Annotated in this window: 14 protein-coding genes; 3 read left to right on the plus strand and 11 right to left on the minus strand. The window is 56.5% G+C overall.

All coding sequences use genetic code 11. From position 1 onward, the window contains the following. Positions 1-85: 85 nt before the first annotated feature. From xseA to AC6I8I_RS14170, 3 genes are all read left to right on the plus strand, one after another. Entirely contained in the window at positions 86-1,459 is a 1,374-nt protein-coding gene (xseA, locus tag AC6I8I_RS14160) for an exodeoxyribonuclease VII large subunit (RefSeq protein WP_312055079.1), read from the plus strand. Between the two features lie 125 nt (positions 1,460-1,584). Continuing rightward, positions 1,585-2,598, plus strand: a complete 1,014-nt coding sequence (locus AC6I8I_RS14165; RefSeq protein WP_312055081.1) for a M4 family metallopeptidase — start codon at positions 1,585-1,587, stop codon at positions 2,596-2,598. Next, complete coding sequence (locus AC6I8I_RS14170; protein ID WP_312055082.1) at positions 2,595-2,927, plus strand: protealysin inhibitor emfourin; 333 nt, start codon at positions 2,595-2,597, stop codon at positions 2,925-2,927. The genes AC6I8I_RS14165 and AC6I8I_RS14170 overlap by 4 nt, the downstream gene beginning before the upstream one ends. Before the next feature lie 43 nt (positions 2,928-2,970). On the opposite strand, the gene AC6I8I_RS14175 is transcribed toward AC6I8I_RS14170, so the two are convergent. The 11 genes from AC6I8I_RS14175 to ndk form a co-directional block, all read right to left on the minus strand. Beyond that, positions 2,971-5,412 (minus strand): glucose/quinate/shikimate family membrane-bound PQQ-dependent dehydrogenase, encoded by a 2,442-nt coding sequence (locus AC6I8I_RS14175; protein ID WP_312055083.1) that lies wholly within the window; start codon positions 5,410-5,412, stop codon positions 2,971-2,973. 307 nt (positions 5,413-5,719) lie between these two features. Further along, entirely contained in the window at positions 5,720-5,938 is a 219-nt protein-coding gene (locus AC6I8I_RS14180) for a zinc ribbon domain-containing protein (protein ID WP_497827988.1), read from the minus strand. 58 nt (positions 5,939-5,996) lie between these two features. Next, positions 5,997-7,487 (minus strand): ribosome biogenesis GTPase Der, encoded by a 1,491-nt coding sequence (gene der / locus AC6I8I_RS14185; protein WP_312055087.1) that lies wholly within the window; start codon positions 7,485-7,487, stop codon positions 5,997-5,999. Positions 7,488-7,659: 172 nt separating this feature from the next. Continuing rightward, on the minus strand, positions 7,660-8,841 hold the full coding sequence (gene bamB, locus AC6I8I_RS14190) for an outer membrane protein assembly factor BamB (protein WP_031376481.1): 1,182 nt from the start codon (positions 8,839-8,841) through the stop codon (positions 7,660-7,662). A 19-nt stretch (positions 8,842-8,860) separates the two neighbouring features. Then, positions 8,861-9,478: a YfgM family protein gene (locus AC6I8I_RS14195; protein ID WP_312759013.1), complete on the minus strand. Its 618-nt coding sequence runs from the start codon at positions 9,476-9,478 to the stop codon at positions 8,861-8,863. A 39-nt stretch (positions 9,479-9,517) separates the two neighbouring features. Next, a complete protein-coding gene (gene hisS, locus AC6I8I_RS14200) occupies positions 9,518-10,792 on the minus strand; it encodes a histidine--tRNA ligase (protein ID WP_312055090.1) in 1,275 nt (424 codons plus the stop codon). A gap of 105 nt (positions 10,793-10,897) precedes the next feature. After that, positions 10,898-12,019: a flavodoxin-dependent (E)-4-hydroxy-3-methylbut-2-enyl-diphosphate synthase gene (gene ispG, locus AC6I8I_RS14205; protein ID WP_312055092.1), complete on the minus strand. Its 1,122-nt coding sequence runs from the start codon at positions 12,017-12,019 to the stop codon at positions 10,898-10,900. Between the two features lie 37 nt (positions 12,020-12,056). Next, the gene (rodZ, locus tag AC6I8I_RS14210) at positions 12,057-13,079 is read right to left on the minus strand and encodes a cytoskeleton protein RodZ (RefSeq protein ID WP_312759015.1); all 1,023 of its coding nucleotides are present in this window, start codon (positions 13,077-13,079) and stop codon (positions 12,057-12,059) included. Continuing rightward, a complete protein-coding gene (gene pilW / locus AC6I8I_RS14215; protein ID WP_312055202.1) occupies positions 13,069-13,803 on the minus strand; it encodes a type IV pilus biogenesis/stability protein PilW in 735 nt (244 codons plus the stop codon). The genes rodZ and pilW overlap by 11 nt, the downstream gene beginning before the upstream one ends. An 80-nt stretch (positions 13,804-13,883) precedes the next feature. Continuing rightward, positions 13,884-15,053 (minus strand): dual-specificity RNA methyltransferase RlmN, encoded by a 1,170-nt coding sequence (gene rlmN / locus AC6I8I_RS14220; RefSeq protein WP_031377788.1) that lies wholly within the window; start codon positions 15,051-15,053, stop codon positions 13,884-13,886. 185 nt (positions 15,054-15,238) lie between these two features. Further along, positions 15,239-15,670, minus strand: coding sequence for a nucleoside-diphosphate kinase (gene ndk / locus AC6I8I_RS14225; protein WP_003848684.1), 432 nt, complete (start codon positions 15,668-15,670; stop codon positions 15,239-15,241). Positions 15,671-15,689: the final 19 nt, after the last annotated feature.

Raw genomic sequence — 15,689 nt, forward strand, 5'->3', positions numbered from 1 at the left:
TATTTCAGAAAAACGCTTGATCCGCGCTATCAGCCCTGTAGTATCGATGAATTAACCTACTGATTTGGAATTTGATCTTCGTCACATGTCGCTGCCACCCGTCGCCAATATTTTTACCGTCAGCCGTCTTAACACCACAGTGCGTCAGCTGCTGGAAAAAGAGATGGGCCTGGTCTGGCTGAGCGCCGAGATCTCCAACTTCACCCAACCCGCTTCCGGTCACTGGTACTTCACCCTGAAGGATGACGGTGCCCAGGTGCGCTGCGCCATGTTCCGCAACAGCAACCGTCGCGTCACCTTTCGTCCGCAGCATGGTCAGCAGGTGCTGGTTCGCGCCAACATCACGCTGTATGAGCCGCGCGGCGACTATCAGCTGATTATCGAAAGTATGCATCCGGCCGGTGAAGGACTGCTGCAGCAGCAGTTTGAACTGCTGAAAGCGCGGCTGGCGACCGAAGGCCTGTTCGAACCGCAGCATAAGCAACCGCTACCCGATCCGGCGCGCCAGGTGGGGGTGATCACCTCATCAACCGGCGCGGCGCTGCACGATGTGCTGCGGGTGCTGCATCGCCGCGATCCCTCCTTGCCGGTAGTGATCTATCCCACGCCGGTTCAGGGCGTTGATGCGCCTGCCGCAATCGTCCGGGCGATTGAGATCGCTAACCTGCGCAATGAGTGCGACGTATTGATTGTCGGCCGTGGCGGCGGCTCACTGGAAGATTTGTGGAGCTTTAACGACGAACGGGTCGCGCGGGCGATTTTTGCCAGCCGTATTCCGATAGTCAGCGCCGTCGGCCATGAAACTGACGTCACGATTGCCGATTTTGTGGCAGATTTGCGCGCGCCTACGCCCTCGGCCGCCGCCGAGATCGTCAGCCGTAATCAGCTTGAGCTGCTGCGTCAGCTGCAGTCGCAGCAACAGCGGCTGGAGATGGCGATGGACTACTATCTGGCGCGCCAGCAGCGGCTCTACAGCCGGCTGGAGCACCGTCTGCAACAGCAGCATCCTCAGTTACGACTCGCCCGCCAGCAGACCGCCCTGTTCCGCCTGCAGCAGCGACTGACTGACGCGATGGAAACCGGCTTGCGCCACGCCAGCCGGCAGCAGGATCGCCTGACGCACCGGCTGACGGCACAGCAGCCGCAGCAGCGTCTGTTTGAAGCGCAGAAGCAGCTGCAAAGCTGGCACTATCGTCTGCAGCAGAGTATGCAGAAACAGCTAAGTGCCAATAAGCAGCAGTTCGGCCAGCGGGTGGCGCAGCTGGAAGGCGTCAGTCCGTTAGCGACCCTGGCGCGCGGCTTCAGCGTCACCACCGATACCGCAGGTCAGGTAGTGAAAAAAACCCAGCAGCTGCAGAATGGCGATCTGCTGCGCACCCGTCTGGATGATGGCTGGGTTGAGAGCCAGGTGACCCAGCTGTTGCCGGAGAAAAAGCGTCGCCGCAAAGCCGCTTCCTGATCGCCCTGCTGGTTTCAGACCGGCAGCTCACCGGGTATGGTGTTGCCGGTTAAGGCATCGACGAGGTGTATCTTTACTGACCGGTCTATACTTTTTGGCACATCCCTGTTGCCAAGGAGTTTCATATGGCCTTTAGCGTTATTCCTCCCTATATCCTCCGCAAAATTATCGCGCACGGCTCCGGCCACCAGCAGGAACAGGCGCGACGCACCCTGACTCATGTACAGCATCTGATGGCTGAACACTGGCAAAAGCCGACCGTGGCGAAAACGGCAGCGGGCGGCCATGTGGATCGCGAAATTTATGATGCGCAAAATCAGCAAACCCTGCCCGGTAAGCTGATTCGTCAGGAAGGCCAGCCGGAAACCGGCGATGTCGCCGCTGGCGAAGCCTGGGATTATCTCGGCACCACCTATGACTTTTTCTGGCAGGCCTATCAGCGCAACTCGCTGGATAACCAGGGGCTGAAACTGCTCGGGACGGTCCACTACGGCGATAAATACCAGAACGCCTTCTGGAACGGTCAGCAGATGGTATTCGGTGATGGTGACGGCGAGATTTTTAATCGTTTTACCATTGCGATCGACGTGGTGGCGCACGAACTGACGCACGGCGTGACCGAGAATGAAGCCGGTCTGATCTACTTTGAGCAGGCGGGTGCGCTGAACGAGTCACTCTCCGATGTGTTTGGCTCGCTGGTCAAACAGTTCAGTAAAAAACAGAGTGCCGATCAGGCTGACTGGATCATCGGTGAAGGTCTGCTGGCCAGCGGTATCAATGGCAAAGGGCTGCGGTCGATGTCTGCCCCCGGCACCGCCTATGACGACCCGATGCTGGGCAAAGATCCGCAGCCGGCGCACATGGATAATTACGTTCAGACCCGCGAAGATAACGGCGGCGTGCACCTCAACTCCGGTATTCCTAACCGCGCCTTCTATCTGGCGGCGAAAGCGCTGGGCGGCTATGCGTGGGAACTGGCGGGTCACGCCTGGTATGACACCCTGTGCGATGACGAACTGCCGCAGGATGCCGATTTTAAAACCTTTGCCCGCTTTACCGTTCAGCATGGCGAAAAACGCTTTAACCGCTCCGTTGCCAGCGCGATTGAGCAGGCGTGGAAAGAGGTCGGTGTGCTATGAGTGATCTGCCCGAACTCACCGATGACGCCATCATCATCGTGGCGCGTGAAGGAGGCCTCGCTTTTATGCCGGGCCTGCGTGCTGAACGCCGTTTTTCGCTGGGTGAACTGCCGCCGCCGGAAAAGCAGCGGGTCTGTCGTGCGCTTGAGCAGGCGATGCCGCTGGGCGAACCGGAAGAGAAAGCACCTGAGGTGGGACGTGGCGATCAACGCTATTTTCGCATTCAGATTCAGTATGCGACCCACCGCGAGGTCGGCACCATTGTGCTGTTGATTCCGGAACAGGTGGCGCCGCCAGAATTGCAGGCGCTGTGGCGTGATGGTGAATAAGCAAAAAAAAGGCCGACAATGTCGGCCCTTTTCACTGGTGAACTTACTTGCTGTCTGGCAGCGCGTAAGCAATAACGTAATCACCGCGGTCTGGTGACTGACGCGCACCACCAGCGGAGATGAGGATGTACTGTTTGCCGGTTTTCGGCGAAACGTAGCTCATCGGGCCGCCCTGGCTGCCAACCGGCAGACGTGCTTTCCATACTTCTTTACCGGTTGAAGCATCAAAGGCGCGCAGGTAGTAATCCTGAGTACCGGCGATGAACACCAGGCCACCCTGGGTTGCCAGCGTACCGCCCAGCGTTGGCATACCAACCGGCATTTTCATGCGCATTTTGATGCCGAAAGGTCCGGTATCCTGCACGGTTCCGACCGGCACCTGCCAGACGATTTTCTGCGTTTTCATGTCAATCGCCGACAGCGTACCAAACGGTGGCTTCTGGCAAGGAATGCCCAGCGGTGACATAAAGCGGTTTTTGTTTACCGCATACGGTGTGCCTTTCAGCGGCACCGCGCCCATACCGGTGTTGATCGCTTCACCGCCGTTGCTGCCACGTGAAATCTTATTGGTGTCAGCCGGGATCATCTGTACCCACAGGCCAAGACGCATGTCATTGACGAACAGCAGATGATTGTTCGGATCGGTCGACATGCTGCCCCAGTTCATCCCGCCCAGCGAACCCGGGAAGCTCAGCGACTTATCGGTGTCCGGTACGGTGAACAGGCCATTATAACGCATCGATTTGAAGCCAATACGGCAGGCCAGCTGATCAAACGGCGTAGCACCCCACATGTCAGACTCTTTCAGCGTCTGGTTGCCAATCTGCGGCATACCGGTCGAATGAGGCTGGGTTTTGGTGTACTGCTCGTTCGGGATATGTCCCTGCGGCATCGGCAGCTCTTCGACTTTGGTCAGTGGCTTGCCGGTCATGCGATCGAGCACGAAGATCATGCCGGTTTTACCGCCAATCACCACCGCTGGTTTAGTGGTGCCATCCTTCAGCGGGAAATCGATCAGGCTTGGCTGCATCGGCAGGTCGAAGTCCCACAGATCGTTATGTACGGTCTGATAAACCCACTTCTCTTTACCGGTGGTGGCATCCAGCGCCAGCACGGATGCGCCATATTTGTGATCCAGTTCGGTGCGGTTCGCACCCCACAGATCGACAGATGAGCTGCCCATCGGGATAAACACGGTGTTCATCGCCGGATCGTAGGACATCGGTGCCCACGAGTTCGGTGTACTGCGGGCGTACTCTTTGCCCGGCATTAACACCGCATTCGGATCGACATTACCCGGGTCAAACGCCCAGCGCATCTGACCGGTGACGACATCAAAACCACGCAATACGCCACCCGGCATATCGGTCTGGACGTTGTCAGCAACACGGCCGCCCACTACCACGGTGGTGCCTGCCAGCGTCGGTGCCGACGTCAGCTGATACTGCGGATCGGGCGCCTGGCCGAGACCGGCTTTCAGGTCAACGATACCGTGATTACCAAAGCTCTCACAGAACTCACCGTTGTCAGCGTTGATGGCAATCAGACGTGCATCGATGGTGTTCATCAGGATGCGGCGCTGACAGCTGTCACCGGCTGGCAGCGTGACGGCCGGAACCGGCGTCGAGCCTGGCTGAGTGGGCTGCTGCAGCGGTTTAGTGGCATCGAAATAAGCCAGACCACGGCAGCGCGGCCAGACTTCCGCCTGGGCATTGATTTCGCGTTTCCAGATCTGCTTACCGCTGTCTGCTTCGACCGCAATAACATTGTTGTGCGGGGTGCAGAGATAAAGGGTATTGCCGACCTGTAATGGGGTTTGCTGATCTTCCGCGCCGTTGCCGGTTGGGCTGTCCGGGATATCGCCGGTCCGGAAGGTCCAGGCGACCTGCAGATCTTTCACGTTATCACGAGTGATTTGATCCAGCGCCACAAAGCGGCTGCCCTGCGGGGTGTTGCCATAGTTATCCCAGTCTTTCTGCTGTTTCGCTTTATCCACCGGAATCAGCGGCAGCTCTTCGCCGGAAAACGCAACGGTAGGATGAGGCTGAAACATCTGTACGAAAGTCACTACCATGCCGACTGCCAGCAGCGCAGAAAGCCCATAAGCGGGCTTAGCCAGCGAGCTTTTGCCTTCACGCTTACGCAGCGCAGGCCAGAGCAGGAAGGCGACGATCATCAGGCCGGTAGGCACCATCAGGCGCGAAACCAGCGGCCAGAACTCGATGCCAGCATCAAACAGCGACCAGATCAGGGTGCCGACAAACATCAGCAGGAACAGTACCACCGCCGATGATTTGCGACGGAAGAACTGAATTGCTGATAAAACGGTAACGATACCGGCAATCAGGAAGTACCAACTGCCGCCGAGGGCAACCAGTTTGCCGCCGCCTATCGCGAAGAACAGGCCGGTAGCCAGTAGCACCAGCCCGAGCAGCACGGATACTATTCCCAGCCCCTTAGCGGAGCGGGACGATGTTTCAGCCATAACACTAACTCTCCTGAATAAACAGAGCGTCCACGCCGGTTGCCGCCTGAACTGCGCAACCTTGTCAAAGGGACATGCGGAGTGCCGCACTGTTTCAAATCAAATATAAACAGACCCGCGTCCATGGAGAGATCCGGACCGGAAAAGACCTGGTGTGGCTGGCCCATCCCCACGACGCGGCAGGATTGTACCACCTGGTACATTACAGAGTGAACATCTATAACCCGGTTGTTACGCTGCAATAGCATTTTTGCTACAAACAATTGTAGTGAATGCCGGGGGCATCCGCCGGATTGCTGCCGCGTAGTTAGCGCTGTGGCTGAAATTCGACCCGCTTTTTCGAGATCAGGCCGTGTCCATGGTGACAAAAGTAGTTCACTACGCCACAGGCAGAAAGCCGTTCCAGCGGCTGATGGCAATCCGGGCAGCACGCCTGCGCCGGCGTGTGTGCGCCACAACCGTGACAGATAAATTCGCCGTCGCTGAGCTGCAGCGGCTGCTGACAGTTTTCACAGATGATGGTCATGATTAGCCTCTTGCTCACTATCAGGACAAAAAAAGAGGGCCTTCCGGCCCTCTTTCGCTTAACGCTTATTTTTCTTCATATGCGCCATCAGACGCTTACGCTTACGCTGCTGGGTTGGCGTCAGCAGGTTGCGCTTACCTTCGTACGGGTTCTCACCCTCTTTGAACTGGATACGAATCGGCGTTCCCATGACGTTCAGTGATTTACGGAAGTAGTTCATCAGGTAGCGTTTGTATGAGTCCGGCAGGTCTTTAACCTGGTTACCGTGGATCACCACGATCGGCGGGTTATAACCCCCGGCATGCGCATACTTCAGCTTAACGCGACGACCGCGAACCAATGGTGGCTGATGATCTTCGGCCGCCATGTTCATGATACGGGTCAGCATTGAGGTGTTCACACGTTTGGTTGAACAGTCATAGGCTTCGGTGACCGATTCAAACAGGTTGCCGACACCACTGCCGTGCAGCGCAGAGATAAAGTGGATGCGGGCGAAATCGATAAAGCCCAGACGGTAGTCCAGCGTCTCTTTCACTTCATCACGGATTTCCTGCGACAGGCCATCCCACTTGTTGACCACAATAACCAGCGAGCGGCCGCTGTTGAGGATGAAGCCCAGCAGTGAAAGATCCTGATCGGAAATACCGGCACGCGCATCGATCACCAGCATCACGACGTTGGCATCTTCAATCGCCTGCAGCGTTTTGATCACCGAGAATTTCTCTACGGTGTCAGAAATTTTGGCACGCTTGCGCACACCTGCGGTGTCGATCAGCACATACTCGCGTCCATCACGTTCCATCGGAATATAGATGCTGTCGCGGGTGGTGCCCGGCATGTCGTAGACCACCACGCGATCTTCGCCGAGAATACGGTTAGTAAGCGTTGACTTACCTACGTTAGGACGACCGACAATCGCCAGCTTGATTGGCAAACCGGTCGGGTCGAAGTTTTCTTCTTCCTCTGCGGCTTCCTGCTCAGCAGTCTGTTCGGCGTCAAGCGCATTCCAGTAAGCCTGGTTCTCTTCTTCTTCAGTGAGTTCGACCGGCTCAACCTTGTCGATCCACGGCAGCAGGGCCGTTTCGATCAGGCTGGTAACACCACGACCATGCGACGCCGCAATGGCATGGATCTCGCCGAGGCCCAGGGAATAGAAATCCACTACTGCCTGATCGGGATCGAGTCCGTCGGTTTTATTCGCCACCAGGAAAGTGGCTTTCTGACGTGAGCGCAGGTGTTTAGCGATTTGCTGATCGGCGGCCATCATTCCGGCGCGCGCATCGACCATAAACAGCACCACATCCGCTTCTTCAATCGCCAGCAGTGACTGCTCGGCCATCCGCGTTTCAACACCCTCTTCGGTGCCGTCGATACCACCGGTATCGATAACAATAAATTCGCGCCCTTCCACTTCGGCGCGACCATATTTGCGATCGCGAGTCAGTCCAGGAAAATCCGCTACCAGCGCATCACGAGTGCGGGTTAAACGGTTAAATAGCGTAGATTTTCCCACATTGGGACGCCCAACCAGCGCGACCACAGGTACCATAACAATGCCTCAATAAATAATTAATCGCCCGAATGGCGTGATTATAACGGCTCTGGCCGTTAAGTTCAGGCTGAAGGCGCAAAGAATACCATGCCTGACTAAAAACGAAACGGCCCCTGATTAAATCAGGAGCCGTCAGAACGGAGGATTTCACCTGCCAGACGTTTACCCGTTAGCGGGTAATCGCATAAACCTCGCCATCTTTCGACTGGATCAGCAGCTTATCGCTGGCGACCACCGGTTCGGTCTGGAAGCCGGAGCTGTCCAGTTTCTGCTGCGCGACGAAGCGACCATCGGTGGTGTTCAGCCAGTGCAGGTAGCCTTCGCTATCGCCGACCACCAGGTAGCCGTTGTAGAGCACCGGTGAGGTCAGATTACGGTGCAGCAGATCGCTCTGGCGCCAGATTGCCACGCCACCATCGGCATTAAGCGCAATCACCCGATCATCCTGATCGACCAGATAGATGCGGCCGGCATCAACAATCAGATCTTTTACGCCGCCGATTTCGCGTTTCCACAAAATCTGGCCGGAACGCAGATCCAGCGCCGTCAAATCGCCGTTATAGGCCAGTGCGTAAACCACACCGTTGACGATAACCGGCGTAGTATCAACGTCATTCAGACGATCGATCTCGGTCGCGCCGCTGACCTGAGAAATACGTTGCTGCCAGATCAGTTGTCCCTGATTCAGGATAACCGCACTGACGCGGCCATTGTCGCCACCGACGATGGCTCCGCCAAACGCGACCGCTGGCGCAGATTCGCCACGCAGTGACAACGCGGGCATATCCAGGTTGACGCTCCACTTGATGGCGCCGCTGCTCTGATCCAGCCCCTGCAACATACCGTTGCTGGTGTGTACCAGTACCAGGCCGTCGCTGACCACCGGACGAGAGAGTGCTTCACCCGCCACTTTGGTCTGCCACGCCAGGCTGCCATCGCTGCTGTTCAGCGCATAAATCTGACCGCGCTCGCTGCCGACATAGAGACGATCGCCGTCCGCCGTCAGGCCGCCTGACAACAGCGCTGAGCGATTTTTCGAGAAGAAGCCGGTTTTCTCAGAGAGATCGACCTTCCATTTTTCTTTACCGTCGGCGGCGTCCAGCGCTTTTACGATACCGAAACGATCGGCCGCAAATACGGTGGTGTCCTGCCAGGCGGGATGCAGGTTGGAGTAAAAATCACCGACGCCATCTCCCACCGAGGTGCTCCACACTTCCTGTGGCGTGAACTGATTTTCCACCTGGGGCAGCGGGGCCATTTTTACTACATCTTCTTCGCCGCTAAACAGCGAACAACCGCTGAGCAAAGTGACTGAAATCAGCCCCGGCAGCAGGTATTTACGTAATTCCATGCGCTCTCTCTTGACTGGCTTAGCTTAAGTTATTCATCTTCATCTGCATCATTTGCTTCAATGCCGGAGAGGCGTCAGATTCAACCCCTTTGCTCCATGCATCGCGCGCGCCCTGCTTGTCGCCTTTGCTCAGCAGCGCTTCACCACGGATATCGGCCACAATGGCTGTCCAGCCATCACCCTTCACAGCGTCAAGGGTTTTAAGCGCCGCATCAGCATGATTCTGTTGCAGTTGAATGCGTGCCAGACGCAGGTTAATCACCGCCTGCAGGTTGGCATCTTTGGTATCTTTCAGGCCGTTTTGCAGCAGCGTCGCGGCTTTGTCCAGCTGGTTGGTGTCAACATACTGTTTTGCCAGATCCATCGCCGCCAGCGCACCGTAGGTGTTGCTGTTTTCATTGGCAAAGGTGTTCACCGCTTCCAGCGTTTCTGGCTTGCCCGCCTGCATGGCGCTGGTGAGCTGTTGATACTGCGCCGATACTGATTTCGCCGTATCTTCCTGATGACTGGCCCAGTAACGCCAGCCGCCAAGCGCAGCAATGCCGATGACTACGCCAACCGCTAACGCTTTGCCGTTATTGGCAAAAAAGCGGCGCAGCGCATCGGTCTGCTCGTTCTCATTGCTATACACTTCCACGCAATCCCTCTCCTTTCTATGGTTGGTGCTACGCCACGCTTACTGCAACAGCGTACGCAAAACAGCAACAGCCTCTGCCTGAGCCAGCGTTTGCTGCTCGCCACGGCGTAGATCTTTAATCACCACCTGTCCGGCCTTCACTTCATCCTCGCCTAATACCAGCGCGACGCGAGCGCCCCACTTGTCAGCGCGGGCAAATTGCTTTTTGAAGTTGCCGCCGCCGAAGTTGGTCATCAACCGCAGTTCTGGCGCTTCATCACGCAGTTTCTCTGCCAGTTGCATGGCAGCAGACTGCACGCCCTGACCCGAAGCGATTACATAGACATCCACATTGCTCGTCGGTTCAAAATCGGGATTCACCGCCTGAACCAGCAGCACCAGACGCTCCATGCCCATAGCAAAACCTACGGCTGGGGTTGCGCGTCCGCCGAGCTGTTCAACCAGCCCATCATAGCGTCCGCCGCCGCACACCGTGCCCTGTGAACCGAGGCTGTCGGTCACCCACTCAATCACCGTGCGATTGTAGTAATCAAGCCCGCGCACCAGGCGCTGGTTGATGGTGTAGGCGATACCGGCGTCATCCAGCAGCGCGCACAGGCCGTTGAAATGCTCGCGTGATTCGTCATCAAGATAGTCGCCGAGCTGCGGCGCATCGTTCAGCAGTTGCTGAATCTCAGGATTTTTACTGTCCAGCACTCGCATCGGGTTACTGTACATGCGGCGTTTGCAATCCTCATCCAGCACCTCTTTATGCTGCTCAAGGAAAGCCACCAGCGCATCGCGGTAGCGAGCGCGGGCTTCAAGGGAGCCAATGGAGTTCAGTTCAAGGCGAACGTGATCGGCGATGCCCAACGCTTTCCACCAGCGCGCGTTCAGCATGATCAATTCAGCATCGATGTCCGGGCCCTGCAGGCCAAACACTTCGACGCCCATCTGGTAAAACTGACGGTAGCGGCCCTTCTGCGGGCGCTCATAGCGGAACATCGGGCCCATGTACCACAGACGCTGTTCCTGGTTGTAGAGTAAACCGTGCTCGATACCGGCGCGTACACAGCCTGCCGTCCCTTCCGGACGCAGCGTCAGGCTTTCGCCGTTGCGGTCCTCAAAGGTGTACATCTCTTTTTCAACCACATCAGTAACTTCACCGATGGCACGTTTAAACAGCGGGGTCTGCTCCACCAGCGGTAAGCGAATTTCGCTGTAACCGTAGCTCGCCAGCGTCTGCTTGAGAACGCCTTCAATCCGTTGCCAGATGGCGGTATCCGCAGGCAGGTAATCGTTCATCCCGCGAATCGCCTGAATATTCTTCGCCACGTTAGAATCTCTTAATGCAAAAAAACCTGTCCGGCATCATACCTTATAAGGGTGAAACCGCACAGGTTCAGTCAAAAAAGTCACGCACGCAGGCCGCGCGCGCCATTATTTTTCCAGATGCTGCACATCAATACGGCGCGTGGCATCAAGCATCGACGCTTTGGCACGAATACGCGCTTCCAGCTGATCGATCATATCGTCGTTGTCGAGACGATCGCGCTGACGCACGCCATCTTCGTAGAAGCCACTTTTCTTGTTGCCGCCGGTGACGCCCAGCGTAGAGATGGTCGCTTCACCCGGTCCGTTAACCACACAGCCAATAATCGAGACATCCATCGGCGTGATGATATCTTCCAGACGCTGTTCCAGCGCGTTAACGGTGCCGATAACGTCAAATTCCTGCCGTGAACAGGTTGGACAGGCGATGAAGTTAATACCACGCGAACGAATGCGCAGTGACTTCAGGATATCAAAACCGACCTTCACTTCTTCAATCGGATCGGCCGCCAGCGAGATACGCAGCGTGTCGCCAATCCCTTCGGACAGCAGTAAACCGAGCCCGATAGCAGATTTTACCGCACCGGCTCGCGCCCCGCCCGCTTCGGTAATACCGAGGTGCAGCGGCTGCTCAATCTGCTTCGCCAGCAGACGATACGATTCGACCGCGAGGAAGACGTCCGACGCTTTTACGCTGACTTTGAACTGATCAAAGTTAAGGCGATCAAGGTGATCGACATGGCGCATCGCCGACTCAAGCAGTGCCTGCGGCGTCGGCTCGCCATATTTTTCCTGCAGATCTTTTTCCAGCGAACCGGCGTTTACGCCAATCCGAATCGGAATGTTGTTATCGCGCGCGCAGTCGACCACCATGCGGATACGCTCGTTATTACCGATGTTGCCGGGATTAATTCGCAGGCAATCAACGCCATATTCGGCCACTTTCAACGCGATGCGGTAGTCAAAATGGATATCGGCCACCAGTGGGACGTTCACCTGTTGCTTAATCAGTCTGAATGCCTCAGCGGCATCCATCGTCGGCACCGAGATGCGGACGATATCGACACCGACGCGCTCAAGGGCTTTGATCTGATTTACCGTCGCCGCCACGTCAGTGGTGCGGGTGTTGGTCATCGACTGAACAGCGATTGGCGCGCCGTCACCGACTGGCACCTTGCCGACGTAAATGCGTTTGGATTTACGACGGATAATGGGTGCTTCGTTATGCATATTTCTTCTCCACAATTGCCCGGTACGCGATACGCTGTTATTGCGCACCCAACGTCAGGCGAGCAACCTGGTTATTACGGATAAAACGACTTAAATCAACGGGCTGATTCTGATATTGCACCTGAACCGCGGCAGGAGCGCCAATTTTCAGACGATACGGAGCGGTTCCTGCGAGACTGAGTTTACCACCGCTGCGCTGCAAGCCGCTGAACAGTTTTTTACCGGTTGCATCGCTGACTTCCAGCCAGCAGTCGGCATTGAAGGTCATTACCACCGCGTTAGGATCGCCAGCCGGTTCACTGACCGCTGCTGCGCCGACCGGCATCTGCGGGGCGGTGCTGGCGGTGTTCGTGGTGGCTGCTGGCGCGGCTGCGCCGGTGTCTACCGGTGCCTGGCTGGGTGACACCACTGCATTGCTGGTCGTGTCTGACTGAGCAGCAGGCGCGGCAGTACTGGCACTGGCGGCCGGGGCCGAAGTGGCTGGCGTGCTGGTGCCGGCAGCGCTGTTATCTGCTGCTGGCGCGGTGTTGCTTTCATCTGGCGCAGCCGGAACGGTGCTGTCACCGCTCGACTCCCCCAGCGGAATAGACTGACCGTCACCGCTACTGCCATTCTGATCGGTCACCGACACCAGATCGTCCTGAGAAGCTTTGTGATTCTGCCACCACCAGGCGCCCGTCAGACCCACCACCACAAACAGCACCAGCCAGGTAAAAATCATCAACCAGCCGTCACGCTTTTTGCGGCGCTTACCCAGCGAGAAACTTTGCATCGGTTCAATTTTTGCAGCACGAACCGGCGTCTGTTTCGCCATCATTGGCAGCAGTTCCTCTTCAGGAATATGCACCAGTCGCGCGTAGGAGCGAATGTAGCCGCGCAGGAAGGTAGAGGCCAAATCAGCAGGCGATTTGTCTTCTTCAATGTCACGCACGGTAGAAAGTTTCAGACACAGGCGTTCAGCGACGTTCTGCTGCGTCAGTCCCAGCTGCTCACGGGCCAGACGCAGGCGTTCACCTGTTGAATGTACTGCAGAATTCTCTTGAGTGGCTTCAGTATTCATTAGCTAAATAACGCTGGTACTGTATCGATTGCGGAAAACGTCGCGCTAACCGGTCGCCATAACGTGAAACGTCAACGGCATTTTCCTGTAGCGCGGCGAAACGTAAGTATAACGCCAGACTGCGTGCCGTTTCGGGCCGCTGATGCTGGTAAATATCGAGCAAAATCTGCGCGTTAGCCAGTTGATTATCGGCCATCAGCTTTTCAGCTTCAGCCAGTACCGCCCCGGCTTTGCGATCGTCCGTCTCAATGGCCTGCCGCAATACACGGCGTGTGGCAGCAAAATCGCCTGCCTGCAGATAACAAAATCCCGCCAGTTCAAGCGCATCGATACGGGCGTCAATCTGCTGCGCATCGCCTGCCCGACTAAACTGTTGATGCGCTTCGCCATACTGCCTTAAAGCGCAAAGAAACGCACCGTAATTGTTAGCAACAAAACCATTCAACGGCGCCTGCTGCTGCGCCAGTTGGTAATGGGCACGCGCTGCCGCACGATTACCCTGCTGCTGCGCCAGTCGGGCCAGCGCCAGCGAGACCCGATAATCATCCGGTGCCGCCGCCTGCGCCCGCAGGAAATTGCGTTCTGCCGCCGCCTCATCGCCGCCCGCCAGATAATGCATCCCTAACTGTAGACGCAGTTCCGCCGCGCCGGGCGATTGAGTGTGGCTGACACACCCGCTTACAACAAACAGGGCCAGTAAAATCCCCGGTAATCCCTTAGCCATCATCGTTTCCATCCGGTTGGCTTTAGCAGCGTACAGCCTGCCACGCGTCACACCTTCAGGAAACGTTAACCGTCAGTCTTTCAGAGCGCTTTCACAGATATCGCTTCACCGGCCATCTTTTTGCGCAGAGTACGTTTGGTACGGTCGATAACTTCACCCGCCAACTGACCGCAGGCGGCATCAATATCATCGCCACGGGTTTTACGCACGATAGTCGTGAAACCGTAGTCCATCAGCACCTTAGAGAAGCGATCGATGCGGCTGTTAGAGCTGCGGCCGTACGGTGCGCCCGGGAAGGGGTTCCACGGAATCAGGTTGATTTTGCACGGCGTATCTTTCAGTAATGCGGCAAGCTCATGCGCATCGTCGGTGCTGTCATTAACATGATCCAGCAACACGTACTCGATAGTGACGCGACCCTGGTTGGCATTCGACTTGCCAATGTAGCGTTTCACCGCCGCCAGGAAGGTTTCAATATTGTATTTTTTGTTGATCGGGACGATGTCGTCACGCAACTTGTCGTTCGGCGCATGCAGCGAGATCGCCAGCGCGACGTCAATCATATCGCCGAGTTTGTCGAGCGCCGGCACCACGCCGGAGGTCGAAAGAGTCACACGACGCTTCGATAAGCCGAAACCGAAGTCATCCAGCATGATCTCCATCGCGGGTACCACGTTGTTGAGGTTGAGCAGTGGCTCACCCATGCCCATCATCACCACGTTGGTGATCGGACGCTGGCCGGTGATTTTGGCCGCGCCGACAATTTTCGCCGCGCGCCATACCTGACCAATAATCTCTGAAACCCGCAGGTTACGGTTAAAGCCCTGCTGAGCGGTCGAACAGAATTTACACTCCAGCGCACAGCCCACCTGTGAAGAGACGCACAGCGTGGCGCGGTCGCCTTCCGGGATGTAGACGGTTTCCACCAGCTGATCGCCAACGCGGATCGCCCATTTAATGGTGCCATCGGTGGAGCGCATCTCTTCCGCCACTTCCGGGGCGCGGATTTCCGTCAGCTCCATCAGCCGGGTACGCAGCTTTTTGTTGATGTCGGTCATCTGCTCGAAGTCGTCGCAGCAGTAGTGATAGATCCACTTCATGACCTGGTCAGCGCGGAACGGTTTTTCACCGAGCGACAGGAAGAATTCGCGCATCTGCTGACGGTTGAGATCCAGCAGGTTAATTTTTTGGCTCTTGGGGGAAACAACAATCGGGGATGCGGACGCGGACGTCACAATCTGTTCGGACATAATGTTCTCTGGCCTCGTTGTTACACGTTATGGCGCTGTTCAGGAATAGGTAAAAAATTGCGCCTTCATCAAGCGGAGTTAATGAAGGCGCAATATTGTACAACATCTGCGGCCTGATAACAGGCGGGAGTCGCCTCCCTCAGGCAGATTTTTGTAAAGCCAGCCGGTGGTTTATCGCCAGACGATTAACGGGTACGCGGGCAGATTTCGTTTTCGCCGAAGAAGTAAGCGATTTCACGGGCAGCGGATTCTGCAGAATCTGAACCGTGGGTCGCGTTCTCGGTGAAGCTGTCAGCGTAGTCAGCACGCAGGGTGCCGGCCAGTGCGTTTGCCGGGTTAGTCGCACCCATCAGGTCACGGTGACGCTGAACGGCGTTTTCGCCTTCCAGTACAGAAACTACTACCGGACCAGAGGTCATGAATTCAACCAGACCGTCGAAGAATGGCTTGCCCTGATGTTCAGCGTAGAAACCTTCAGCCTGCTCTTTGCTCAGCTGCAGCATTTTTGCGCCAACGATTTTGAAGCCTGCGCTTTCAAAACGGTTGTAGATGGCACCGATCACGTTTTTAGCGACGGCGTTTGGCTTGATGATAGAAAAAGTACGTTCGATTGCCATGATGACCTCTGTCTTGACG

Source organism: Pantoea sp. X-Soil-YNGN-775 (assembly GCF_059730575.1).